The organism is Pseudoalteromonas sp. JC28 (assembly GCF_013319255.1).
Taxonomy (GTDB): Bacteria; Pseudomonadota; Gammaproteobacteria; order Enterobacterales; family Alteromonadaceae; genus Pseudoalteromonas.
Map to the genome: position 1 here is coordinate 1 of NZ_QOKX01000012.1, position 23,071 is coordinate 23,071.

Annotated in this window: 21 protein-coding genes, 11 tRNA genes and 1 rRNA gene; 14 read left to right on the forward strand and 19 right to left on the reverse strand. The window is 42.0% G+C overall.

All coding sequences use genetic code 11. The features are described 5' to 3' along the window. From DS891_RS22035 to DS891_RS22090, 12 genes are all read right to left on the reverse strand, one after another. Window positions 1–80, reverse strand: a 16S ribosomal RNA gene (locus DS891_RS22035); the annotation flags it as partial. A gap of 980 nt (window positions 81–1,060) precedes the next feature. After that, window positions 1,061–1,134, reverse strand: a tRNA-Cys gene (locus tag DS891_RS22040). A gap of 11 nt (window positions 1,135–1,145) precedes the next feature. Continuing rightward, window positions 1,146–1,221 (reverse strand) — tRNA-Gly (locus DS891_RS22045). 43 nt (window positions 1,222–1,264) lie between these two features. Then, window positions 1,265–1,351 (reverse strand) — tRNA-Leu (locus tag DS891_RS22050). 21 nt (window positions 1,352–1,372) lie between these two features. Then, window positions 1,373–1,448: transfer RNA gene (locus DS891_RS22055), tRNA-Gly, on the reverse strand. Between the two features lie 57 nt (window positions 1,449–1,505). Next, a tRNA-Leu gene (locus DS891_RS22060) sits at window positions 1,506–1,592 on the reverse strand. Window positions 1,593–1,628: 36 nt separating this feature from the next. Beyond that, window positions 1,629–1,702 (reverse strand) — tRNA-Cys (locus DS891_RS22065). 7 nt (window positions 1,703–1,709) lie between these two features. After that, window positions 1,710–1,785, reverse strand: a tRNA-Gly gene (locus DS891_RS22070). A gap of 209 nt (window positions 1,786–1,994) precedes the next feature. Next, window positions 1,995–2,540, reverse strand: a complete 546-nt coding sequence (gene pgsA / locus DS891_RS22075) for a CDP-diacylglycerol--glycerol-3-phosphate 3-phosphatidyltransferase (RefSeq protein WP_010375584.1) — start codon at window positions 2,538–2,540, stop codon at window positions 1,995–1,997. 42 nt (window positions 2,541–2,582) lie between these two features. Beyond that, the gene (gene uvrC / locus DS891_RS22080; RefSeq protein ID WP_174170939.1) at window positions 2,583–4,406 is read right to left on the reverse strand and encodes an excinuclease ABC subunit UvrC; all 1,824 of its coding nucleotides are present in this window, start codon (window positions 4,404–4,406) and stop codon (window positions 2,583–2,585) included. An 11-nt stretch (window positions 4,407–4,417) separates the two neighbouring features. Then, window positions 4,418–5,068, reverse strand: a complete 651-nt coding sequence (gene uvrY / locus DS891_RS22085) for a UvrY/SirA/GacA family response regulator transcription factor (protein ID WP_174170981.1) — start codon at window positions 5,066–5,068, stop codon at window positions 4,418–4,420. A gap of 258 nt (window positions 5,069–5,326) precedes the next feature. Further along, complete coding sequence (locus DS891_RS22090) at window positions 5,327–6,472, reverse strand: dicarboxylate/amino acid:cation symporter (RefSeq protein WP_174170940.1); 1,146 nt, start codon at window positions 6,470–6,472, stop codon at window positions 5,327–5,329. A gap of 211 nt (window positions 6,473–6,683) precedes the next feature. On the opposite strand from DS891_RS22090, the gene DS891_RS22095 reads away from it, so the two are divergent. The 3 genes from DS891_RS22095 (at window position 6,684) to DS891_RS22105 (ending at window position 11,101) form a co-directional block, all read left to right on the forward strand. Then, complete coding sequence (locus DS891_RS22095; protein WP_174170941.1) at window positions 6,684–8,978, forward strand: carbohydrate binding family 9 domain-containing protein; 2,295 nt, start codon at window positions 6,684–6,686, stop codon at window positions 8,976–8,978. 128 nt (window positions 8,979–9,106) lie between these two features. Then, entirely contained in the window at window positions 9,107–10,075 is a 969-nt protein-coding gene (gene cysK / locus DS891_RS22100; RefSeq protein ID WP_010606534.1) for a cysteine synthase A, read from the forward strand. Window positions 10,076–10,234: 159 nt separating this feature from the next. Then, entirely contained in the window at window positions 10,235–11,101 is an 867-nt protein-coding gene (locus DS891_RS22105) for an ABC transporter substrate-binding protein (protein WP_102056584.1), read from the forward strand. A 97-nt stretch (window positions 11,102–11,198) separates the two neighbouring features. Here DS891_RS22105 and queE read toward each other — a convergent pair whose 3' ends face one another. Further along, window positions 11,199–11,864: a 7-carboxy-7-deazaguanine synthase QueE gene (gene queE, locus DS891_RS22110; RefSeq protein WP_010606532.1), complete on the reverse strand. Its 666-nt coding sequence runs from the start codon at window positions 11,862–11,864 to the stop codon at window positions 11,199–11,201. Between the two features lie 123 nt (window positions 11,865–11,987). Between queE and queC the strand changes: the two genes are divergently transcribed. Further along, window positions 11,988–12,644 carry a 7-cyano-7-deazaguanine synthase QueC gene (queC, locus tag DS891_RS22115; protein WP_174170942.1) on the forward strand — a complete coding sequence of 219 codons (657 nt, stop codon included), beginning with the start codon at window positions 11,988–11,990 and terminating at the stop codon, window positions 12,642–12,644. A gap of 53 nt (window positions 12,645–12,697) precedes the next feature. Here the strand turns inward: queC and cysB are convergent, their stop codons facing one another. Continuing rightward, on the reverse strand, window positions 12,698–13,675 hold the full coding sequence (cysB, locus tag DS891_RS22120) for an HTH-type transcriptional regulator CysB (protein ID WP_010375565.1): 978 nt from the start codon (window positions 13,673–13,675) through the stop codon (window positions 12,698–12,700). A gap of 413 nt (window positions 13,676–14,088) precedes the next feature. Between cysB and DS891_RS22125 the strand changes: the two genes are divergently transcribed. After that, window positions 14,089–14,850, forward strand: coding sequence for a hypothetical protein (locus DS891_RS22125; RefSeq protein ID WP_039492261.1), 762 nt, complete (start codon window positions 14,089–14,091; stop codon window positions 14,848–14,850). A 67-nt stretch (window positions 14,851–14,917) separates the two neighbouring features. Here DS891_RS22125 and DS891_RS22130 read toward each other — a convergent pair whose 3' ends face one another. After that, window positions 14,918–16,207, reverse strand: coding sequence for an NCS2 family permease (locus DS891_RS22130; protein WP_010606529.1), 1,290 nt, complete (start codon window positions 16,205–16,207; stop codon window positions 14,918–14,920). Window positions 16,208–16,328: 121 nt separating this feature from the next. Here DS891_RS22130 and DS891_RS22135 point away from each other — a divergent pair, with 121 nt between their 5' ends. From DS891_RS22135 to DS891_RS22145, 3 genes are all read left to right on the forward strand, one after another. After that, window positions 16,329–16,778 carry a tetratricopeptide repeat protein gene (locus DS891_RS22135; protein WP_010375560.1) on the forward strand — a complete coding sequence of 150 codons (450 nt, stop codon included), beginning with the start codon at window positions 16,329–16,331 and terminating at the stop codon, window positions 16,776–16,778. Between the two features lie 330 nt (window positions 16,779–17,108). Continuing rightward, on the forward strand, window positions 17,109–17,504 hold the full coding sequence (locus DS891_RS22140; protein WP_017218896.1) for a SulA-like leucine-rich domain-containing protein: 396 nt from the start codon (window positions 17,109–17,111) through the stop codon (window positions 17,502–17,504). 45 nt (window positions 17,505–17,549) lie between these two features. Continuing rightward, entirely contained in the window at window positions 17,550–18,011 is a 462-nt protein-coding gene (locus DS891_RS22145) for a YchJ family protein (protein WP_174170943.1), read from the forward strand. A 396-nt stretch (window positions 18,012–18,407) separates the two neighbouring features. Here the strand turns inward: DS891_RS22145 and DS891_RS22150 are convergent, their stop codons facing one another. Further along, window positions 18,408–18,929 (reverse strand): VC2046/SO_2500 family protein, encoded by a 522-nt coding sequence (locus DS891_RS22150; protein WP_010606526.1) that lies wholly within the window; start codon window positions 18,927–18,929, stop codon window positions 18,408–18,410. A 112-nt stretch (window positions 18,930–19,041) separates the two neighbouring features. Between DS891_RS22150 and DS891_RS22155 the strand changes: the two genes are divergently transcribed. The 4 genes from DS891_RS22155 to DS891_RS22170 all read left to right on the forward strand — a co-directional run bounded on the left by DS891_RS22155 (window position 19,042) and on the right by DS891_RS22170 (window position 19,456). Then, window positions 19,042–19,126, forward strand: a tRNA-Tyr gene (locus DS891_RS22155). 20 nt (window positions 19,127–19,146) lie between these two features. Next, a tRNA-Tyr gene (locus DS891_RS22160) sits at window positions 19,147–19,231 on the forward strand. A 29-nt stretch (window positions 19,232–19,260) separates the two neighbouring features. Continuing rightward, a tRNA-Tyr gene (locus DS891_RS22165) sits at window positions 19,261–19,345 on the forward strand. A gap of 26 nt (window positions 19,346–19,371) precedes the next feature. Next, window positions 19,372–19,456, forward strand: a tRNA-Tyr gene (locus tag DS891_RS22170). A gap of 17 nt (window positions 19,457–19,473) precedes the next feature. On the opposite strand, the gene DS891_RS22175 is transcribed toward DS891_RS22170, so the two are convergent. Continuing rightward, window positions 19,474–19,971 carry a DUF2938 domain-containing protein gene (locus DS891_RS22175; protein ID WP_010606525.1) on the reverse strand — a complete coding sequence of 166 codons (498 nt, stop codon included), beginning with the start codon at window positions 19,969–19,971 and terminating at the stop codon, window positions 19,474–19,476. A 72-nt stretch (window positions 19,972–20,043) separates the two neighbouring features. Between DS891_RS22175 and DS891_RS22180 the strand changes: the two genes are divergently transcribed. Continuing rightward, the gene (locus DS891_RS22180; RefSeq protein ID WP_174170944.1) at window positions 20,044–20,439 is read left to right on the forward strand and encodes a helix-turn-helix domain-containing protein; all 396 of its coding nucleotides are present in this window, start codon (window positions 20,044–20,046) and stop codon (window positions 20,437–20,439) included. A gap of 22 nt (window positions 20,440–20,461) precedes the next feature. Here DS891_RS22180 and DS891_RS22185 read toward each other — a convergent pair whose 3' ends face one another. Continuing rightward, complete coding sequence (locus tag DS891_RS22185) at window positions 20,462–21,118, reverse strand: M48 family metallopeptidase (protein WP_174170945.1); 657 nt, start codon at window positions 21,116–21,118, stop codon at window positions 20,462–20,464. Window positions 21,119–21,344: 226 nt separating this feature from the next. Here DS891_RS22185 and DS891_RS22190 point away from each other — a divergent pair, with 226 nt between their 5' ends. Then, the gene (locus DS891_RS22190; RefSeq protein ID WP_010606522.1) at window positions 21,345–22,325 is read left to right on the forward strand and encodes an ion channel; all 981 of its coding nucleotides are present in this window, start codon (window positions 21,345–21,347) and stop codon (window positions 22,323–22,325) included. Window positions 22,326–22,342: 17 nt separating this feature from the next. Here DS891_RS22190 and DS891_RS22195 read toward each other — a convergent pair whose 3' ends face one another. After that, the gene (locus tag DS891_RS22195; protein WP_045989065.1) at window positions 22,343–22,984 is read right to left on the reverse strand and encodes an HD domain-containing protein; all 642 of its coding nucleotides are present in this window, start codon (window positions 22,982–22,984) and stop codon (window positions 22,343–22,345) included. Between the last annotated feature and the right edge of the window lie 87 nt (window positions 22,985–23,071).

Genomic DNA, 23,071 nt, shown 5'->3' on the forward strand with positions numbered 1-23,071 from the left:
TAGAAATGTTACCGCTCGACTTGCATGTGTTAGGCCTGCCGCCAGCGTTCAATCTGAGCCATGATCAAACTCTTCAATTAAAAGTTTTTTTGAAGTCTAAGCTTCGTGCTCATTGAATTCTGATTGTTTGTTTCTACTTTTCAAAAAAGTAAAATCAAAACGAATTGACTATATAGTCACTCAGTTACAATTGAGACTCTAAATTTGTTTGCGTCATCTAGCGAACTAGAATCTGCTGTTAGAACTCAATCTGTACGAGTGCCCACACAGATGATTGCTTCATATTTTTAAAGAACATTTCGAAACATTTCGTTGTTTCGAGGGATGTGCATTCTAAGCATTCCCGATTTTTTGTCAATACTTAATTTTGAATTCCTTTAGAAGTTTTCTCTTAAGTTTTCAAAGCTAAGTTTTACTCGACTACCAACTCGTTGGCTTATTGCTTTTCAGCGCTGCTCCCCGTGTCGGTGGATGCGCATTATAGGGAGATCCGATTTTAGTGCAACCCCTTTTTTCATTAAAAATTATAAAAACGGTTTGTTCGAACAAAAAACAAACGAAATACATCAAAATAGTATATTTTTCACTCAAAAAAGACCGAATTGAGGTCACGCGAGTCTACATAAACTTTAAGCACCACTAAGGAACAACTGAACAAATGGCGTTATATAACATCTGTTAGCATATTAACTTGCCTACTTACATATAGAACTCGAAACAAAACCAGGTCAATTCTTCTTTATGTAGAGAAGGTGTACGTAAATTATGTGGAAGTGAAAATGTAAAGCGACTATGAAGCAGTAAGTCTATCCAATAAGCAGGACTAGATACCAAAATGATACCTTTTATCGAAAATATGAAGATAGCTGCGTTTATAAAGGCATTGAATACTAACTTTCGATCCTTCTTATTATTGACTAGTAGCTATAGCAATGATTCTGGGATCTAAAGAAACAACGCTTAAATAAAAGAAGATGTGGATAAATCAGTAACAGTGGCGTTTTTGGATAATAAAAAAGGTAAATAAGAAAGATATTAAGAATAAGGACAATATGCGATATGGAGGCGGAACCCGGAGTCGAACCGAGGTAGACGGATTTGCAATCCGCTGCATGGCCACTCTGCCATTCCGCCATGAAGAATATTGGAGCGAGTAACGAGGTTCGAACTCGTGACCTCGACCTTGGCAAGGTCGCGCTCTACCAGCTGAGCTATACTCGCATTCCATTTTTCACACTGGTAAATTTAATATGTGAAAAATAAATGGTGCCCGGGGCCGGACTTGAACCGGCACGCTGTTACCAGCGAGGGATTTTAAATCCCTTGTGTCTACCAATTCCACCACCCGGGCATCGGGTGTAAAAGCAAAAATTGGAGCGAGTAACGAGGTTCGAACTCGTGACCTCGACCTTGGCAAGGTCGCGCTCTACCAGCTGAGCTATACTCGCTTTCCGTTTTGTACATAAAAACCATGTAGACTTTTTACATACAAATCCCGATATAAATGGTGCCCGGGGCCGGACTTGAACCGGCACGCTGTTACCAGCGAGGGATTTTAAATCCCTTGTGTCTACCAATTCCACCACCCGGGCATCGGGCTTGCTTTCGCATGTGGATATGTTGAGAAATGGAGGCGGAACCCGGAGTCGAACCGAGGTAGACGGATTTGCAATCCGCTGCATGGCCACTCTGCCATTCCGCCGCAAATTTGGAGCGAGTAACGAGGTTCGAACTCGTGACCTCGACCTTGGCAAGGTCGCGCTCTACCAGCTGAGCTATACTCGCGTTCCATTATTTAAATCTACTTATTTACTAAGCTTCTTTAAACTTTAACTTGCTAGGTGATGCTATCTAAATTTCATTTAGATGACATACTGCCCTCTCAACACGGACGCATTCTACAGAAGTTCTGGAACGCGTCAACATAAAAAATGAATGTTTTGAATCGTTTGCTCAAAATTTATCTAAACCGCTGGGTTTATAATCATTTCAAGTCAAGAATTAGTCAATTCTCCTTTTGCAGCATAGAGATACTGGATCATAGAAACTAATGTTAGCAATGTCGCGATAGCTAAAAGTGCGTAACTTAGCATTGTCATCCAATCTGATAATTGCCAAATCAAACCTATAATAGCTAACATCTGTGCAGCTGTTTTGAATTTACCCAGCCAAGATACAGCAACACTACCTCTTTTACCTTGTTCAGCCATCCATTCACGCAACGCAGAAATAACTATTTCTCTACTAATAATGACAACAGCAGAAATAGTAATGAAATAATTATCATAATGTGTAGCAAGTATCACTAAAGCAACACTGACCATCACCTTGTCGGCAACAGGATCTAAAAAAGCACCAAATGGCGTTGACTGTTCCAACTTACGAGCAAGATAGCCATCGAGGATATCGGTAACGGAAGCTAACCAGAAAATAAAAGCGGCGGCAAAAAACGCCCATGAATAAGGAAGATAAAAAACGACTGCAAACACGGGAATGAGTAGCAATCTAAATGTTGTGAGCGTATTTGGAATATTCCACATAACTACTTGGTATTGTCTTTTTTTCTATGTTCGCATGATTGCTTAAGCTTTGTCATGCAAATGATTAAATATCTTTTCAGCCATTTCAGGGCTGATCCCAGGAACTTGCTTTAATTGATGTATATTTGCAGATTTAACTCCCTGCATGCCTCCTAAAAACTTAAGTAGTGCCTGACGTCTTTTCTGACCTACGCCTTCAATCTCTTCAAGCACAGATTGCGTTCTTTGTTTTTGTCTTTTATTACGATGCCCTGCAATTGCAAAGCGATGTGATTCGTCGCGGATATGCTGGATAAGGTGTAATGCAGGTGAATCACTTTCGACATTCACCGTTTTACGACCACCATCTATTAGCAATGTTTCTAATCCCGGCTTTCGGCTTGTGCCTTTTGCAACCCCTATCAGTATCGGCATTTTATTGAGTTGCCAATCAGCGAAGAAAGATTCCGCCCTACCTAACTGCCCCTTACCACCATCAATAAAAATAATATCGGGTACCTTCGCTTCATCCGACATTTTGCCGTAGCGCTTATTTAATGCAAAATCCATCGCTGCGTAATCATCCCCTGGGGTGATCCCAGTGACGTTATATCTGCGATACTCTCTATTGTTTGGCCCTTGACCATCGAATACAACGCACGATGCGACCGTGTTTTCTCCCATGGTATGACTGATATCAAAACACTCCATTCTTTGAATGTCTGACAGCCCTAGCACTGCTTTTAGTTTGGCATATCGTTTGGTGATTGAGTCTTGTGCACTTTGTTTAACTTCAATACTGTTTTGCGCATTTTTATTTGCCAATGCAAGATATTGGGCTCGCTCACCGCGAACGTTACATTTGAAATTAACTTTGCGCTTCGAAACTTGAGTCAGCGCTGCTTCTAATGCACTTCCCTCTTCTATTTCGAATGGCAATACAATTTCTTTAGCAATTCTAGAGTGGTTACCCGTTGAAATATAATACTGTCCAAGGAAAGAAGTTAGCACTTCATCTGCACCAGAATCTTTTGGTACTTTTGGAAAATGTGTTTTCGTCCCAAGTACCTTATGTTCTCTTATCATCAGTACATGAATGGCCACTAAACCGTTCTTCTGTTCATAGCCGATGACATCAAGCTCTGCAAAGTTTCCTGCAATGGACTGCTGTTCTTGCATTTGCCTTAATAAAGCAATTTGATCTCTGTGTTTTGCTGCTTTCTCAAAATCCAAAGACATACTGGCGATTTCCATTCGTTCCACCAGTGCTGAGATAACGTCCTGTGAACGTCCCGTCAAAAACTGTCGAACCATGGCAACTTGTTCTTGGTATTCTTCGTCGCTTACCTTGCCAACGCATGGTCCTGAACACCTTTTTAACTGATACTGCAAACAAGGTCGGCTGCGTGCGCGGTAATACGCATCTTCGCATTGCCTAACAGGGAAAATCTTCTGCATTAACCTCAGACTTTCCGATACCGCAGCACTGCTAGGAAAAGGACCAAAATATTCGCCTTTTTGTTTTCTACTACCACGATGAAATGCAAGCCTTGGATGTTGATGGGCGCTCAAGAAAATATACGGATAACTTTTATCGTCTCTTAAGAGAATGTTATATCGTGGTTGGTATTTCTTAATTAAGTTATTTTCTAAAAGCAGCGCTTCGGTTTCGGTATTCGTTAACGTTACTTCAATATGATCAATATTACTGACCAATACTCGCGTTTTACTATCTGTGATATTTGAACGGAAGTAGCTAGAAACTCGTTTTTTGAGGTTTTTTGCTTTACCAACATAGATAACCTGGTCGTCCACATCGTACATGCGGTACACACCAGGTTCTGTTGTTAATGTCTTAAGGAAAGGTTTGTAATCAAATTCAGTCATTTAAAAAGAACTTAATGACTGCTATCTATATCGATCATTTTATGGCGAATAGCCAAGTGGGTTAATTCCACATCACCGCTCACATTGAGCTTTTCAAACATGCGATAGCGATAACTATTTACCGTCTTAGAGCTTAGGTTCAAGCGATCTGCAATATTTTGTGCTTTCTCACCTTTAGTGATCATGAGCATGATCTGTAATTCTCTTTCCGATAGCGATTGGAAAGGGTTTTCGTCATTGCGGCCACTAAATTGCGCAAGGGCAATCTGCTGAGCAATTTCTGGCGCAATATAACGCTGGCCAGCATTAACAGCACGTATTGCGTTGATCATTTCATCAGGGCCTGCACCTTTTGTTAGGTAACCATGCGCACCAATTTGCATTACCTTGCTTGGGAAAGGATCTTCACAATGTACCGTAAGCACAATAACTTTTACATCTGGACAGTAACGGCAAATCTTTTTGGTCGCTTCCAATCCACCAATTCCAGGCATGTTCATGTCCATTAGCACAATGTCAGGCTCACTTTGGCGACAAAAGGTTACGGCTTCTTCACCGTTTTTGGCTTCTCCTACCACTTTAAAGCCACGCACATCATCTAAAATGCGTTTTATGCCAGTCCTGACAAGTTCATGATCATCAACTAAAAGCACATTAATCAATGGCATACCCTCTACATATATATTGGTAAAAGGAGCGAAGCAACCAACAGCCCCGCTTCCAGATGTTTGAGATTACCACATATTTTTTAAAAGCATAACGATAGAAACGAGAGAAAAATACAATTTTGATATGAATTAACTAAATAGTTAATTCATGAAATAAGCAGTTTGATTATAATTTCACCGCTTTATGATTTTAGAGGCAGCCGCTACGGTATTTAGCCATAGCGACTTATAGTAGATTTATTTTTATATGACTCAGCTTTGCTTTGAAAATTTATCGACCCAAAGTGCAATCACACCATCACCGGTTACATTACATGCTGTGCCAAAACTATCTTGCGCTAAATATAAAGCAATCATCAATGCCACTGCGCCCTCATTAAAACCAAGCATACTGGTCAATAGTCCAAGCGCAGACATAACCGCTCCACCCGGCGCACCAGGAGCCGCAATCATTACGACACCAAGCATAAAGATGAATGGCAACATTTCCGACAATGACGGTACAACCATCTCAGGAGAAAGCAGCATCACAGCCATTGCGCAAGTCACTATGGTAATAGTCGACCCTGACAAATGAATGGTGGCACAAAGTGGTACGGTAAAATTGGCAACCTCTTCGTTAACATTATTAGATTTACTTGCACGAAGAGACACTGGAATAGTTGCCGCGCTCGACATAGTACCAATAGCGGTAAAATACGCAGGTAGCATATTTTTGATTAATTCCAGTGGATTTCTACCAAGTAACAGGCCGCTCACCACAAACAAAGTGCTTAGCCATAGCCAATGCATAATAATCGCGGCAAGCAATACTACGCCAAACGTACTTAGGGTGTCGAATACCGTACCTGCTACTGCCATTTCAGCAAAAACACCGGCGATGTAGAGTGGTAATATTGGAATAATGACTTTCGCAAGCAGTGCATCTACCACATCTCTCGCTTCGTCAGTGACATCTTTAAGTTTAGTTAAGCCACACTGGCTCATCCCAATACCAAAGATAAATGCCGTTGCAAGTGCCGTCATCACTCCCATCAGCGGAGGGATCTCAATATTAATAAAGCTCTTAAGATGAGATTCTTCCACGGCTTGATAAGCAACGCCGCCGTCAAAGAATGGGATGAAAGCATTAACTAATAAAAATGCTAATGTGCCAGCAATAATGGTTGACCCATAAGCAAAGCCAACTGTCTTACCAAGCAAGTGGCCCGATCCCTTTGGTAAGCCTGCTATACCTGAAGCAATAAAAAGCAGGATTATCAGAGGAATAGTAAAGCTGATAAGTTGTCCTATGATCACCTTGAAGGTGTATAAGAGCTCAACTAACACAGTCGGCAAGTACAGACCCGCCAACATACCAGCGACGATACCCGCCACTAGCTTCAATATAAGAGACATAGTTACTTCCTAGCAGATTTTCAAAGGCGTTGTTGTAACATGTTTTTGACCATCTTTGCTATTAATTCGATGGAGATAAATAGATTTGTACATTTTATGTATACATATTCGCCACCCAACGTAAATAATTGCAACCTGACGAAAATAAATTGTTTCAGTTCATTGCATATTATCTAATACTGGAAAAAGTCTCTGTAAAATAATTAAATTCATGCTTAAAGCTGTAACCTACTCTTTTTTCGCGCTTAGTCTATCTAGCCAAACATGGGCACTAGACCCAAATAAAATCCCATTTGTCGATAGTTCTGCAAAAATTGATGGTGTACTTGAAGCCGATATTTGGCAACGTGCATTAGAAATAGATATCAACAACATCACTTGGCCATTCGAGAACCAATCAAGTCCAGTACAAACTAAGGCTTACGTATATGAGAACGGTCAATCTTTATTTATTGCTTTTGATGCAAAGGACCCTAATCCTGAATTGATCCGTGCATTTTATCGTGACCGTGACCGCGCCTGGGAAGATGATCTTGTCGGCATTAAAATTGATTCATTTAACAACGCCCAAAGCGCTTACCAGTTTTTCATCAATCCACTAGGTGTACAACAAGACTCAATTGAAAACGAACTCACTAAAAGTGAGAATGGTTCTTGGAATGGGATCTGGGATAGCGTCGGAAAGATAAACAAAGACGGTTATGTTGTTGAAGTTGAAATCCCACTTCGTGTATTAAATTTTAACGACTCCCTCGAGAGCAAAACAATGGCTTTAGAGTTTCTGCGTTTTTATCCAAGAAATGAAAGGTTGCGTATCTCCAGCATGCAATTGCAACATGCAAATTCTTGCTGGATCTGTCAAATGCCAAAATATCAAGGATTTGCTAAGGCTAAGCAAGGTAGTAACTTTGCCGTTATTCCAACACTAGTCACCAATAGGCAAGAGTCTCGCGACATAGATGATGGTATCGCAGAGCCATGGCAAGCTGACAATAATGTCGAGCTGGGCTTAGACGTAAAGTGGGCTATCACGCCAGACACGACGCTAAACGCAACACTAAACCCTGATTTCTCACAAGTTGAAGCTGACACGGGACAATTGAGCGTTAACAATAGCTTTAGCCTATTTTTCCCTGAAAAACGGGCGTTCTTTTTAGATAATTCCGATTACTTTTCTTCTCACCTTAACCTTATTCATACTCGGAACATTTCAGCCCCCGATTATGGCGTCAAGCTTACCGGTAATAAAAATGGTCACACTTTTGCAGGATTTATTGCCAACGATGAAAGACTCAATGTCGTTGTTCCCGGAAATTTGGGCTCGAGTGTTGTCTCATTAGAGAGAAAAAGCCAAAACATGGCGCTTAGATATCGTCATGACCTAAACAAAACCTTGTCTGTAGGCGTGACATCGACGACTAGGCAAAGCGACGACTATCGCAACCAAGTTGCGAGTATAGACGCCAAATACAAGCCAACTGATAACGATACCTTACAGGTGCAGTTAATTGGCTCGGATACAGACTATGATAGCGCTTTTGCCGAAGCGTTATGTGATAGTACGCTCGCTGAGTGCGACCTAAACGAAAGTGTACTCAGAGTGATTGACGAAGATGACCGTGGTGCTGGCTATTACGTTAATTATGAGCACAATCGCAAGCATTGGAAGGCATTTACCAGCTATCAAGCTCGCGATGCAGCACTTAGAACCGATATGGGCTTTATCACTCAGGTCGACTTTAATAAATTTCTTTTCGGCGGTGAGTACCGTTGGTATGGCGATGACAACAACTGGTGGAACCGTGCACGTTGGTACGCCGACTGGGATATTTCCCACAACGAGCAAGGCGAGTTATTAGAAAAAGAAGTGCAAACCAACTTTGCAGTTGACGGCCCGTTGCAAAGCTTTCTTGATTTCGGTGTTGAACATAGAAAACGCACAGGACTGCGACATGATGAAACCCGTTTAGCGATTGACGGCAATACCGATCTATTTACCGAGAATTCACAGTGGACCTATATGGAGTTCAAGCCAATGGCCGGCGTTTTCGCAGGTTTGAACTTAAGTAAAGGAAACCGCGTTGACCTTGCAAACAACCGTGTTGGTGATTTGTATTTCGCCCGTCCGGTTATTAACGTCAATTTTGGCAAACATTTTGAAGTTAGATTACGCCACACATACGAAAAAATGAAAGCAGATGGCGCGGAAGTTTATACCGCAAATCTGAGCGATATCCGCCTGACTTACCAATTCAACATTAATAGCTATTTGAGATTGGCAATCATCAATACAGATATTTCGAGAAACCAGAGCAATTATAACGATGATGTTGATGCGACTTATAAAAGCATCAGCACCCAACTGCTCTATTCCTATAAACTAAACCCACAAACCGTTTTCTTTGCAGGCTATTCCGATCATGGTTATCAAGACGATGATTTGTCAAAGATAACTAAAGACGAAAAGACGGTATTTATGAAGTTCAGTTATGCCTGGTTGATTTAAATATCAACCTTTAAATAACTATTGGCTATAAGCAAATTTGATATATCTTATAGCCAATCTTTCCTTTCGTTTTGCGAAATGCGCAGTAAAGTGATGGAATACAAGCAAACCTAGATTAGGGAACACAAATGACTAAAGTATATGCAGACAACAGTCTAACTATCGGTAATACACCGCTGGTTAAAATCAATCGCGTTTCTGGCGGCAATGTTTACGCAAAAGTGGAAGCGCGTAACCCAAGCTTCAGCGTTAAATGCCGTATTGGTGCGTCTATGATCTGGGAAGCTGAAAAAGCAGGTCTTCTTAGCGAAGGTAAAGAACTTATTGAACCAACTTCAGGTAACACGGGTATTGCACTGGCTTTCGTTGCTGCTTCTCGTGGTTATAAGTTGACACTTACTATGCCAAATACGATGAGCCTTGAGCGTCGTAAACTACTAAAAGCACTTGGCGCAAATTTAGTGCTAACAGAAGGCGCTAAGGGCATGAAAGGCGCGATTGAAAAAGCAAATGAAATTCAAGCAAGTAACCCTGAAAAGTACGTGTTACTACAACAGTTTGAAAACCCAGCAAACCCGAAGATCCATTTTGAAACAACGGGCCCAGAAATTTTTGATGCACTTGAAGGTAATATCGATTACTTCGTTGCGGGCGTTGGTACAGGTGGCACGATCACCGGTGTTTCACGCTATCTGAAAAATGAAAAAGGCCTAAATGTTAAGTCAATTGCTGTTGAGCCAGTTGACTCACCAGTTATCACGCAGACCCTTGCGGGCGACGAAGTAAAGCCAGGTCCACACAAAATTCAAGGGATCGGTGCTGGGTTTATTCCAGGCAACCTAGATCTTGAGCTTATTGATGGCGTTGAGTTGGTGTCGAATGAAGATGCAATTGCAATGGCACATCAGCTGATGAAAGACGAAGGTATTTTAGTAGGTATTTCTTCTGGTGCAGCCCTAGTTGCCGCAAAGCGAATTGCCGAGAAACCTGAAAATGCCGATAAAAACATCGTGGTTATTTTGCCAAGCGCTGCTGAGCGTTACCTAACTAGCCCACTTTTTGCAGACACATTCTCTGAACAAGAATTAGTGCAGTAAGAGTTGGGCTTCATATTCTAGATTACCAAGGGGCATCACTGCCCCTTTGTTTTTTATATTATTCCTTTTAATTTCACCTTCCTTCACTACACTTTACCTATTCGCTACTCTTTTTTGACTTCGATGATTGTAAAGACCTTATTACTCTTGTTTTTTCTCATGTTTAGTAGCTTCATCTATGGGGAGAATTTAAACGTCGCCTACTTCAAGGGCGGTGAATTTCACCTTGTTGCTGGAGAAAAGTACCAAGGGGGTTATCTATACAATAAGAAAGGCAAAAATGCGTTCATTCATATCGTGACATTAGATTGGCCACCTTATATCGGTGCAAACCTCTGCAACAAAGGCTGGGCTTTCCAGTTTGCCGTCGCACTGCTTACCGACTTAGACTATCAAGTGTATGTTGAATTTTTGCCTTGGGCTCGTGCTGTAAGAGCCGCAGAAACGGGCAAAGCAGATATTTTATTCCCAGAATACTATATTGAGGATTCAGCACCGTCTGACAATCACAAGAATAAGACCCGCAGAGAGCTACTTGCTTTATCTAATGCTTTTCCTGGTGGTGAAATCGGCTTTTTGAAGCGAAGAGGTGAAGAAGACCGCTTTGATGGTAATCTAAACTCAGTTAAGAATGAGCTCATTGGTGTCGTGAGGGGCTATCAGAATACCCCTGAATTTGATGCTATGATGGATAATGGTGAATTCGTTACAGTGGAAGCCGTAAATGATTTACAGCTAGTGAAATTACTCGTCGGTAAGCGCGTAAATTTAGTAATAGGCGATCCAAAAGTGCTGCGCTTTACGGTCAATTATTCAGACTTACCTAGAGCTGAGAAAATTGAATTACTGAGAAACATTGAAAACGTGACGCCACCTATTAAGTATAATCACCTCTACTTTGCACTTAGCAAACAAAAACCACATTGGCATGAATTGCTCAAAGATATCAATCGCAATCTCTATCAATTTGAGAACAGTGGTGAAACGCAAAGAATGATTGAAATGGTCAGTAACGAGTGTTATTGACCTCTACATAGAACTTAACGCCTAAGCACGCTGCTTGTTCAATACCTCAGCTTAAACACACTGCATTTTTAGCTAAAATACGCTTAGGCAAATCGCTTTAGTTAATCCCTAAATACTTGTGCACTTGAACTGATAGGCGCCAATTTTTCGCTTTGCAATTGTCTATTGCAAGCTTAGTGGCCTTGGCTTTTTGGCTAATTGGCTGAAGATACACAAGCTTTGGTTCAACCCCAGTTTGTGCAAATAACGCCTCTAATTCCTCAATATGCTTTTGCATCGCGACGGGATGCTTTATTTCATCGGCACGAGCCATTGCACTTGGAAGTACTTTGTAACCTCCACGCATATTAATTTTTGGCGACACAGTAACCCAAGTTTCTGCTGGCGCGAGGATCTCAAATGTCCCACTGGTTTCAATCTGTGTGCTGTACCCTTTACTATGCAATAACTCGCATAATGGGCGAAGATCAAACATACAAGGTTCACCACCGGTGATCACCACATGTTTGGCTTGGTAGCCCCGAGCCTCGAAAATCGCCAAGATCTCTTCAGCACTCGCGTTCGCCCACCACTCTGAGTCAGCCTTTTTTTCTACAGTGTTATCCAATGAAACAATAAAAGTGTCGTTGGTTTCCCAGGTTTGTTTGGTATCACACCAAGCGCAACCAACTGGACAGCCCTGCAAACGTAAAAAGATTGAAGGCGTACCAGTGAAGCTTGCTTCACCCTGAATTGTTTCAAATATTTCGTTAACCTTGTACAAAATGGCCCCGTGTTTAAGATAAAGTTGTCGAAAAATACCGCGAGAAAATTGTCATTTCTCCAGCGGCCGTGTAGTATATCGCGCCCTGAAGTAAACCTCTATCAAAATCGAGGCAAATCACCTATGAGCGAAAAAGTTGTCGTAATCTATTCCGGTGGAATGGACTCTTACACTGTATTAAACAAGGCTGTCCGCGAGGGCCATGAGGTTTATGCACTGTCTTTTAACTATGGCCAGCGACATGTAAAAGAGCTACAAGTTGCCGCTGACGTATGTGCAAAACTCGGCGTTGCTCATAAGGTCGTTGATATTTCGGCTATCAATCAATTATTGTCAGGCTCTAGCCTAACAGATGACATCGACGTGCCAGAAGGCCACTATGAAGAAGAGAGCATGAAGAGCACGATTGTGCCTAATCGCAATATGATTTTGCTTTCTCTTGCGGTAGGTTACGCTGTCTCTCTAAAAGCAAATAAGGTATTTTACGGTGCTCACTCTGGCGATCATGCAATTTATCCAGATTGCCGCCCAGAGTTCGTTAAAAAGATGGATGATGTTTGTCGCATTGCGAACTACGACGCGGTTGAAATTGTCAGTCCTTATCTTAACAACTCAAAAATTGATATCCTGACTGACGGTCTAAAAATGGGATTAGATTACGCTGACACTTGGACGTGTTACAACGGCCGCGAAAAAGCATGTGGTAAGTGCGGTGCTTGCCAAGAGCGTCTCGAAGCGTTTGAACTAAACCACGCAACAGATCCGCTCCGGTACGAATAACAGTATTGAAAAAGGCCTCTGTTGAGGCCTTTTTCATATTCTTTTCAAGTACTTCATTTTACTGGAAGCGTCATACCTTCAAATAGCTTGTCGATATCATCTTGATTTCGTAGCAAACTTGCACGCTCTACCACATCTTTTGTGAGATGCGGTGCAAATCGCTCAATAAAATCGTACATGTAGCCTCTTAGGAAGCTTCCTTTTCTGAAACCGATTTTCGTCGTACTTGCTTCAAATAGGTGACTTGCATCGATACAAACTAAGTCGCTATCAGACTTTTCATCAAGTGCCATTGACGCTAATACGCCAACACCGAGCCCTAATCTTACATAGGTTTTAATCACATCGGCGTCTGTTGCAGTAAACACGATGTGTGGCTCCAAACCATGAGCATTAAATGCTTTATCCAGTTCTGAGCGGCCAGTAAAACCAAACACATAAGTGATCAACGGATATTTAGCGACGTCTTGCACCGTCAGTGCACTGCCTTTTTGTGCAAGAGGATGGTCTTTGGCGACCACAATACTACGATTCCAGTGATAGCAAGGTAGCATGACAAGATCACTGTACAAATGCAGCGCCTCGGTAGCAATAGCAAAGTCAGCATCACCTCGAGCGGCAGCATCAGAGATTTGCTGTGGCGTACCTTGATGCATGTGTAGAGAAACCGCAGGATATTTTTTCATAAATCCTTGGATCACAGGAGGTAACGCGTAACGAGCTTGTGTATGCGTCGTTGCGATGTTTAGTTTACCTTGATCTGGTAAGGTATGTTCATTTGCAACCGCTTTGATCCCTTCCACTTTAGAGAGGATCTCACGAGCAATATTAATAATTTCATTACCCGCGCCCGTAACATGCGTTAAGTGCTTACCGCTACGGCCAAAAATTTGTACCCCCAACTCGTCTTCAAGCATGCGCACTTGCTTTGAAATACCAGGTTGAGAGGTATATAAACTTTCCGCCGTCGCTGACACATTAAGGTTGTGATTCAACACTTCGACGATATATCTCAATTGTTGTAATTTCATATTGCTTTTATTCTTATGATCTCTTGATGTTGAGCATCAGCCCATAGCAAAACCGCTTTTTGTTAGCGAGTTTAGTGCAAAGCGATAAAAACCGCCTGTTACGACCTTATGTAGGCTAGCACATTTGGTAAAAATGAGGTAGCCAAGAGGTACTAAATATCAGCATTTTCACTGACGCTCCGACAGTCATTTGGCCAAATAGCGGATATTGTGACACGCTTTTGCAAACTCACGAGCTAAATCTGGCGACTATCTTTCACTAAAACTAACCGCTCATTTAGGCATCGGCTATACTAAAAAATAATGAATTCTTTATCTTTTTTACAGGTTATTGTCGTAAACCTGTTCAGAATAGTACGAATTCATGTAAGATTAAAAAATTACACTGGTGGTTACATGAAAGAGATTTCAGTATGTTTGTTTCTATTATAATAATGTTGATTGTTGCACTTATCGTCATAGCAGTTTGGGTAAGCGCTATCCAGCAACATAAAGAGAAACAAGAAGCGGAGAGACGCAAAGAACTTGCTAAGCAAAAACGCGTAATAGAAGAAGCGGAAGACGTCATCATGAATGGCAGCAATATTCCGATGTCTGAAGTCATGATCCGTATTATTCAGCGCCGCGTGCACGATGCTTTAGCCGCAATGGTGGAGTTGTCTCCGACTTCGAAAGAATTAAAAAGTCGCTTACACGAGTCGCAAGAGCGCTTAAATACTCAGCCTGAAAAAGCAGCTGACTCAGACTCGATAGCACTTCCAGACAACGACAAACAAATTATCGCATTAGTTCAAGGCATAAAGAAATTACGCCAACTACTACGCTCAGAGCATAGTAAAGGTAAAGTAGACACTCAACTGTTCGTTAATGAAGACCGTAGGCTGGAGCGCTTTCAGCTTAAAATCAATGTTGAAAGCCAGATAAAACGAGGGCTTTCAGCGAGAACCGCAAACATGGTCGGTTCAGCAAGACAATACTTTGAAAAAGCTTACGCTACAATTTGCGCCGTCTCATACAATGATGACTATGTAAAAGAGAAAAAAGCACAGCTCGAAGGTTATTTAGAAGAGATCAGCAGTGAACTTAGAGCGTCTAACGCATCAGCGGTGAAAAAGAAAGCAGAGCAAGAACAAGACGACTTGGACGTCCTGTTTGCACCGAAGAAGAAGTGGTAACACCATAATTTACGTAAAAGGCTGGTCTCCCAGCCTTTTTTATTACAAAGAGAGTAAACCCACTTGCTTAACCAAAAGCAAACTTTAAGATAAAAAGTAGGGTCAGTACCCAAACGCTGATACTGATTTCATTTGCTTTGTTACACGCCAATTTAACTGCCGTATAAGAAATAAAACCCAAAGCAATACCATGTGCGATTGAAAACGTAAGCGGTGTCATCAGTAACACAACACTGACCGGAATAGCATCGCTCATTTCATCCCAATTAATCAACTTTAGGTTTTGTAGCATTAATACCGACACATACAGTATCGCGCCTGCCGTCGCATATGCAGGAACCATCTGTGCCAATGGCGCAAAGAACATCATGAGTAAGAAACAGATCCCCACGACCACGGCCGTCAGTCCTGTGCGACCACCGACAGATACACCCGACACTGATTCAATGTATGAAGTCGTCGTTGAAGTACCGAGCACTGAGCCTGCAATCGTCGCAGTGCTGTCAGCTGACAGTGCCCTACCCAACCTTGGCATGCGACCATGTTCGTCAGATAATCCGGCCTTTTGAGTCACCGCAACCAATGTGCCACTGGTATCAAATAAATCGACAAATAAAAATGCAAACACCACGCTAAGCATGGAAAGCTCAAAAATTCCGCTCAAATCCAACTGCATATAGGTCGGCGCGATGCTTGGGGGAATATCAACAACCCCGTGATAATCTACAAGCCCAAGCCCCCACGCAATACCCGTTACCATTAAAATGCTGATAAGCACGCCACTTTTGACTTCACGGTACATAAGCGCCGCAATCACAAAAAAGCTCGCAATAGCTAATAGCGGGCCGGGAGAAGTGATATCACCAAGTTGTACTAATGTCGCATCGCTTGCGATAACAATTTTCGCGTTCTTTAGCGCGATTAACGCTAAGAATGCGCCAATACCTGCCGCGATCGCACGCTTTAGCACGATAGGTATGGCTTGGATCACCCACTCGCGAACTTTGAATACGCTCAAAAATAGAAATAAACAGCCCGACATAAATACCGCGCCTAATGCACTTTGCCATGTATAGCCCATGCCAAGCACAACACCATAGGTAAAAAAGGCGTTTAAGCCCATTCCAGGCGCAAGCGCTAACGGATAGTTTGCCCATAGCCCCATAATAAAACAGCCGATTGCGGCTGCGATACAAGTTGCTACAAAAGCAGCGCCGTGATCCATGCCAGCTTCTGCTAGCATTGCAGGGTTTACGAAAACGATGTAAACCATAGTAACGAATGTCGTCAAGCCAGCAATCACCTCAGTTCTTACATTGGTGTGCATAGCTTGCAGTGAAAATAACCGCTCGAGCATAACTAAAATTACAAATTTAAGGAACAAGTGGTTGGATTTTAACACGAATCACTTTAAAACTCGGACAAAATAGTTAAAATTCAGCTACACTCTGCTTATCAACATTATTGCGAATAAAGATATGGATCAAAATAGCACCGACAACTCAGCAAACCATGACTTAGAACAGCAGCTGCTGAATGTGCTTGAATTTGTAACGTCGCCATTAAAAGCGGACGCAAAATTCCCAGATCTTCACGACAATACCCAAGCTTTGAAAAAAGGCCTCTATTACCTAAAAGAAAAATCTTTTCCGCTTGCGGCAAAATGGCTAAGACTGGCGGCGATGTCTGGTGATTTGAAGGCACAGTTCTTTTTAGGTTTGTTGTTTATGAAAGGTCAAGGAGTGCCACCCAGCCCCTTTCATGCAGCCGCTTGGTTAAGTTTGGCCAGCAGCCAAGGGCACAAAGGCGCCGAACAGGTACTACTAGATGTACGCCGCTTCCTTACAACTAAGCGCTTTAGAGATGCACAGTGCTATGCTGCAACACTTTACGAGCAAATTCATCAACTACAGCATATTAGCCAGTAAATTAAATTTGACTCTCCAAAAAAACGTAGGCTAGGCGTAGCTAAGCCTCTCTTAAGTAAACGTACGCTTTCCCTCTGCGACGATCAAAATGATACAGTAGGAAAACTACTGTATCGCAGCTGAGAAAACTTCCTTGCTTTACTCATACTGAACTTTCGTCAATTAAGCTCTCATTTCAAAAAAATCACAACCACTTGTTTTATATTGAAAATTTAAACTAAATAAAAATTAAGCTTGAATATTGATTAAAAAGCTAGCAATTTTCCTTGCATTCACACACTGTATAAACTACTGTATACACATACTGTATAGATAACCAGTGAGACAATTATGTTACACAGCAATGCACTTCTACAGCCAAACAATTCAACTTATTACACACTTAACGAAATCAATAATGTGATAGTTGAAGATGAGATCGTCGCTAGCTTAGAGTTACTTAAAGTTTTACATAAATGTCAGCATAAACAAGGCTGGACGCTACTCGTTGCACCCGATAATGTACCAAACAAGTCACTACTAGAAAGCGCTTCAGTTGATGCAAGTAAGTTGCTCGTCATTAGGCAAAAGCACATATACGACCTTGAGTATGTACTTAAAAGTGCTATCAGCAATGGTAATTTCGCTGCAGTGGTGATTTGGACTGATATTGCATCAGTGCAAACTATCAACAAAATGGAACTGCCGGTATCTGACGTTGCGATCCACTGTTTTCAAAGCGCTTAACAAGCTACAATAACAGGATATAAATTTGTTAAAACTGAAGTTTTTATGTCTTGTTATTGCAATTCATCCCTTCCCTATTCGCAATGTTGTGAGCCGTACCTTAAGGGACAAAAATTCGCAGAACGTCCACAAATACTAATGCGCTCTCGCTATACTGCATACTGCTTAAAAGATGCAAAGTATATTCATGACACCTACGCCCAGGCTAAACAAGCACAAAACAATATCGACGATATTGCTGCATTTGCTAATTATGCACACTTTATAAAATTGGAAGTGCTAGAAGAAGTAGCAGAAGCTACTCAGGGGGTTGTTGAGTTTAAGGCGCACTATATCGCAGAAAACACACACTATATACTCCATGAGCGGTCAAATTTTATTACCGAAGCAGGCAGATGGTATTACTTAGATGGTGAATTGTACGATACGCCTACAACCAAGATAGGCAGAAATGACCTCTGTCCGTGCGGCAGTGATAAAAAGTATAAAAAGTGCCACGGTAGCTAAAATAGTCTGAACTAGAGATTAGATACAAAGCAATAAAAAAGGCTTGAAACGAGCTAAGGATGATTAAAGGCCGTTTAGCTTATACCAGTTGTATTAAGTAAATGATCTATCTTGAAGCGGGGAAATAGCTTTAGTAGCAAGGCAATAGCTTTAGTAGCAAGGCAAAAATTTTGCTATTTAGTTGTTCTAAATGAGAAATTTTTAACGAAGCTAATATGCTATTTCACCCTTCAAATTGATTAGAGAATTAATTCAATTGGTATTAGACATGAAGCACGATAAGCATAGCGTTTTATGTCAGTCTAGTAACGAAGCAAAGAGCTGTAAAATGACAAGTTTAATACCAGTTTGTCTTAAATTTGCTCAATTTTGAAGGAGCAAAAGCAGCTAATGTTGTTACGCCGTCGCGCGTAACATACTCTGCATATCACCCGTTGCAATTTGATCATAAAAACCAGCCGCATCCATTGCCTTATCAGCAACTAAGGCCAGTTTACCTTGCGCGCTCGCCAAACGCCTTTTAACCGCTGGTTCCAAATTTTCTACAACGTCGAGTGGAATATGCTTTTTATCATTTCGTGCGGCAAAAGGTTCTGGATTTAAATTTTCTTGCAATCGCAAGGTTGCCATCGCCCCCATAGATACCAGCTGCGCGTTATGCTGACCAATAAGCATATTGTACTCTTTTGGCGCAAGCGGCTTTTGTGGACCTATTTCAAATTGCTTCTTTAGTGTTTCTTCTGAGTTATCTTTTGCAGCAGCTTCAGATTTTGGTAGGTGAAATTGGCTAAAATCTAATGCATCAGTTGATAGCATAGATAACAGCATGGCAAAATCGGCAGAGCGCGTCTGATGAACACTAATGTTCAATGCGGACCCTAATTGCGACTCACTGATTAAAACGCCATCAATTTGCATGTATTCCAACCGATTATTTTGCTAATTATGAATTTATCGGCCTTTTTCCGAAAAACTTTAGTAGTTTTCTTTACTTCGAAAAAAACTTTGTTATTATCACCGCCGTTGTTTAGGAGGGGTTCCCGAGCGGCCAAAGGGATCAGACTGTAAATCTGACGGCTCAGCCTTCGCTGGTTCGAATCCAGCTCCCTCCACCATAAACAACAGTTACAATTTCGGAGGGGTTCCCGAGCGGCCAAAGGGATCAGACTGTAAATCTGACGGCTCAGCCTTCGCTGGTTCGAATCCAGCTCCCTCCACCACTTTCAAATTGTAACGCTTTAAAATGTATGGAGGGGTTCCCGAGCGGCCAAAGGGATCAGACTGTAAATCTGACGGCTCAGCCTTCGCTGGTTCGAATCCAGCTCCCTCCACCACTTTTAAAGTAAACGCTCCAAATGATGGAGGGGTTCCCGAGCGGCCAAAGGGATCAGACTGTAAATCTGACGGCTCAGCCTTCGCTGGTTCGAATCCAGCTCCCTCCACCACCTTTTATTGTGTTATCTCACAACAAGCTTACATATATAAACGAGCTTAAAAACAATCCAAAGCCAAAAATCAAATGTGTTGTCATACTTTTTACCCTTGCCTTATTCGGCTCTGGTAATTTAGATGCTGCGATCCCTGCACCAAAGCAGGGTTGCATAATAAAAAATGGAAACACACACGTTATTAAGCCAAAAACTAACGCAGTCAAAAGGCTAGGCTCAGTCAACCAAGGCTTGCCCACGCTCAGTAGTAACACCAAGGCGAATACAATCCCAATGAGATAATGCACGCCCCAGCCAATGACACGTTCACCAAATATTGGTTTACTACGCCCGATACCTTGATGCGTGAGTTTTCCTTGACACAAGTGCCCAATCCACCTACCAACCAACGCATAATCTAAGCCCTTTATGGCAAATAAGCGACTGAGCATAAATGCCCACAAATCCATAACGAGCGTTGCACCTACGCCAATAGCAACTGCAGGCATTAACATCGAATATAGGTTTTCCACTATTTTTACTCCTCTTTTTTACTGATAGCCGCTATCCTATTAGTTCAAGTTAACTTTAAGTCAAGGGCAAGAATGGATATCAGTGAAGTTGCAAAGAAGTCAGGTTTACCCGCATCCACGCTTAGATATTATGAAGAAAAAGGGCTGATCCGATCGATTGGTCGACAAGGGCTCAAACGTGTTTTCCCTCCGTCGATACTTGAACGTCTAGCGCTTATTACCCTTGGAAGAAACGCAGGCTTTTCATTAGATGAAATAGCGGACATGTTTACCCCCGAGGGTAAAGCGGATATTGATAGGGTGAAGTTACAATCCAAAGCGGATGAATTAAATGAAACCATAAAGCATTTAACTGCAATGCGAGATGGCCTCTATCACGCTGCAAAATGCCCTGCGCCAAGCCATTTTGAATGCCCGACATTTCAAAAGTTGTTAAAACGCGCGGCAAAAGCGAGGCCCGGCAAATAATAGGCATAAACAGGGCACTATGCTAATGCTCAATCATCAAGTCACGACCGTGGTCACGTAAATAACGCCGAGCCATTTTATGGTCGTGGCCATAGTGCTTTGTTACCAAATGCCAAAATGCGCTATTGTGTGCCATGACATGAAAATGGCAAAGTTCATGCACTACCACATAATCGATTACCCACTTAGGCGCACCAATCAAAAGCGTATTAAACGCAAGCACGCCTTTAGATGAAAAACTGCCCCAGCGGCTTTTATAAACGCGTATCTTTAGCGTATCAAAGCGAGCTTGAATATCAGGTTGATATCGCGCAATAGCCATGTCTACATAGTCATTTAGCGTTTCGCTTAACAGCGCAACTAATTCACGCCATTCATTTTTGACAGCCTTAAGTAACACCCTTTTGTTATCAAAATCAATTACAGAGGTCGTACTTTCGCCCCTTTGAATGATAAAGGTCTCGCCAAATACTTGCACAATTCCTGTTTCCAGTGGCCGAGGGCTCTCAGGTATGATTTTTAGAGCAAGCTTTGATTTTATCCAACCGGATTTGCTTTCCACCCAAGTATGTAACCAGCGCTCGCAGATTTGCTCTGGTGCATACACAAAGACTTGGCCAGCTTTGATTTTTATCGCAACGCTCTTACGCTTTCGGCTTTTCTTTAATTGATATTGCAAGGTAACAAATTCTTAGTCACTAAAGCATGCATTATAGTATGAGCAACTTGTCAGAGTCACTGCAAACGCCATGCAAGATAATGAATTTGACCAACGATGGCAATAAACTCATCAATAGTGTGGTTTCTAACACTCTATAAATTAGAAAGATTTTTTCGTTAAATCACCGTATTTATTATTTTTGCTGCTACGCTTAATGAAAAAGGCATTTTGATTTAGGCAAGCTATGGCTGATAAACCCATTTGCCAATATGTATCACCTGAGGGAAAAAAATGCAGTGAAATCGATATGGGCTCAGGTTACTGCTTTTGGCATGACAATAAATTCGATAAAGGTGGCTTGGAGCTAAGCCAAAAGCTTGAACGCTACGCCAAGCGCGGTGGTTTGCTGCAAGGCTTAGAGTTGAAGCGGGCCAATTTAGAAGGGCTCAATCTTGTTAACTTTGAAAATCACCATGGCTATGATCTGTCTTATAGCAACTTTTATCGTGCCAATTTGAAAGGGGCGCACCTGTTTAATAATACCATTAAGCATGCGTCGCTAATGAAGGCCGATTTGAGAGAAGCCAGTCTGCACTGCTGTAATTTAGAAAGCACCAATTTGCTCGGCATAAAGCTTGAAAACACCCGTATCGATAATATGGAACTCGGCGAGCAATTACTGCAAGAGCAGCAAGCTTTTGAAGCTCGTAGAAACCGAGCCAAAGAAGACGCTGAGGACTTGTTTCTACAATCCGAAGAGATCTATCGTTTACTGCGTAAGGGTGCGGAAAACCAAGGACTATTTGAAATGGTTGGGCGCTTTACATACAAAGAGCTACGCATGCGACATGCCCAGTATCCACGATTTTCAAAACGTCACCTAATTTCCAGCTTTGTCGACTTATTATGTGGGTATGGAGAAAAACCGGAAAATGTCATTCGCTTCAGTCTAGGTATGATAATTACCTGTGCATTTTGCTATTTTCTATTTGGTGTTTCGTTTCAAGATCAGATAATGCAACTGGACTTAGACAACAGTGTATCTGAAAACGTCATGGCACTGCTGAACAGCTTTTACTTTAGTGTTGTTACCTTCACAACCTTAGGTTACGGGGATATTACGCCAGTGGGGATCTCACGACTGATCGCAGCCGTTGAGGCTTTTACCGGCAGCTTTTCATTAGCGCTATTCGTGGTGGTATTTGTGAAGCAAATGACGAGGTGATACTCATCTCGTCATTTTTAATCCGCGATTTCTGATTTCAGTTGTTCTAAAAAATCCAGCATATATTGGGTGCGAGCTTGAGCCTGCTCTCGGGCTGCGGTGGTATGCATGTTATCTTTAATATGCAGCAGCTTAATGAAGAAATGATCTAAGGTATATTTGGTATCGTCAGCTTTTCTATGCTCACAAAAAGGGTCTTCTACATTGTAGAGATTACGCGCTATCGCCCCACCTACTTTCATACAGCGGCTAACACCTATCGCCCCTAACGCATCCATTCTGTCTGCATCTTGGACTATTTTGGCTTCTAATGTCGTGGGTGTAACACCGGCGCTAAAGCTGTGTGCAACAATGGCGTGGTGAATCGCCTCAAGTTTATCCGTGTCGTACTTCAACTCTGTTAGGAAGGCAACCGCCTTATCTGCAGCTAATTTAGACGCCAGCGGCCTATCTGGATGATTTTTTGCTACGGCAACACAATCATGTAACCAAGCGGCTGGGATCACCACAGCAGGATCCGCACCCTCAGCTTCGCAAAGTGACTTTGCGACTTTAACTACACGCTTGATATGAGACAAATCATGGGCGGTATCTGCACATGGAGTCGACAGCATAAACTCTTCACATGCTTTTTCTAATTCATGCATTTTTAACGTCATTAAGCTCAACTTTTATTAATATCCGACAAATAAGCCCACACAAATTTGGCGTGAAAGGCATTACTGATTGTATGTTGCCACACCCTT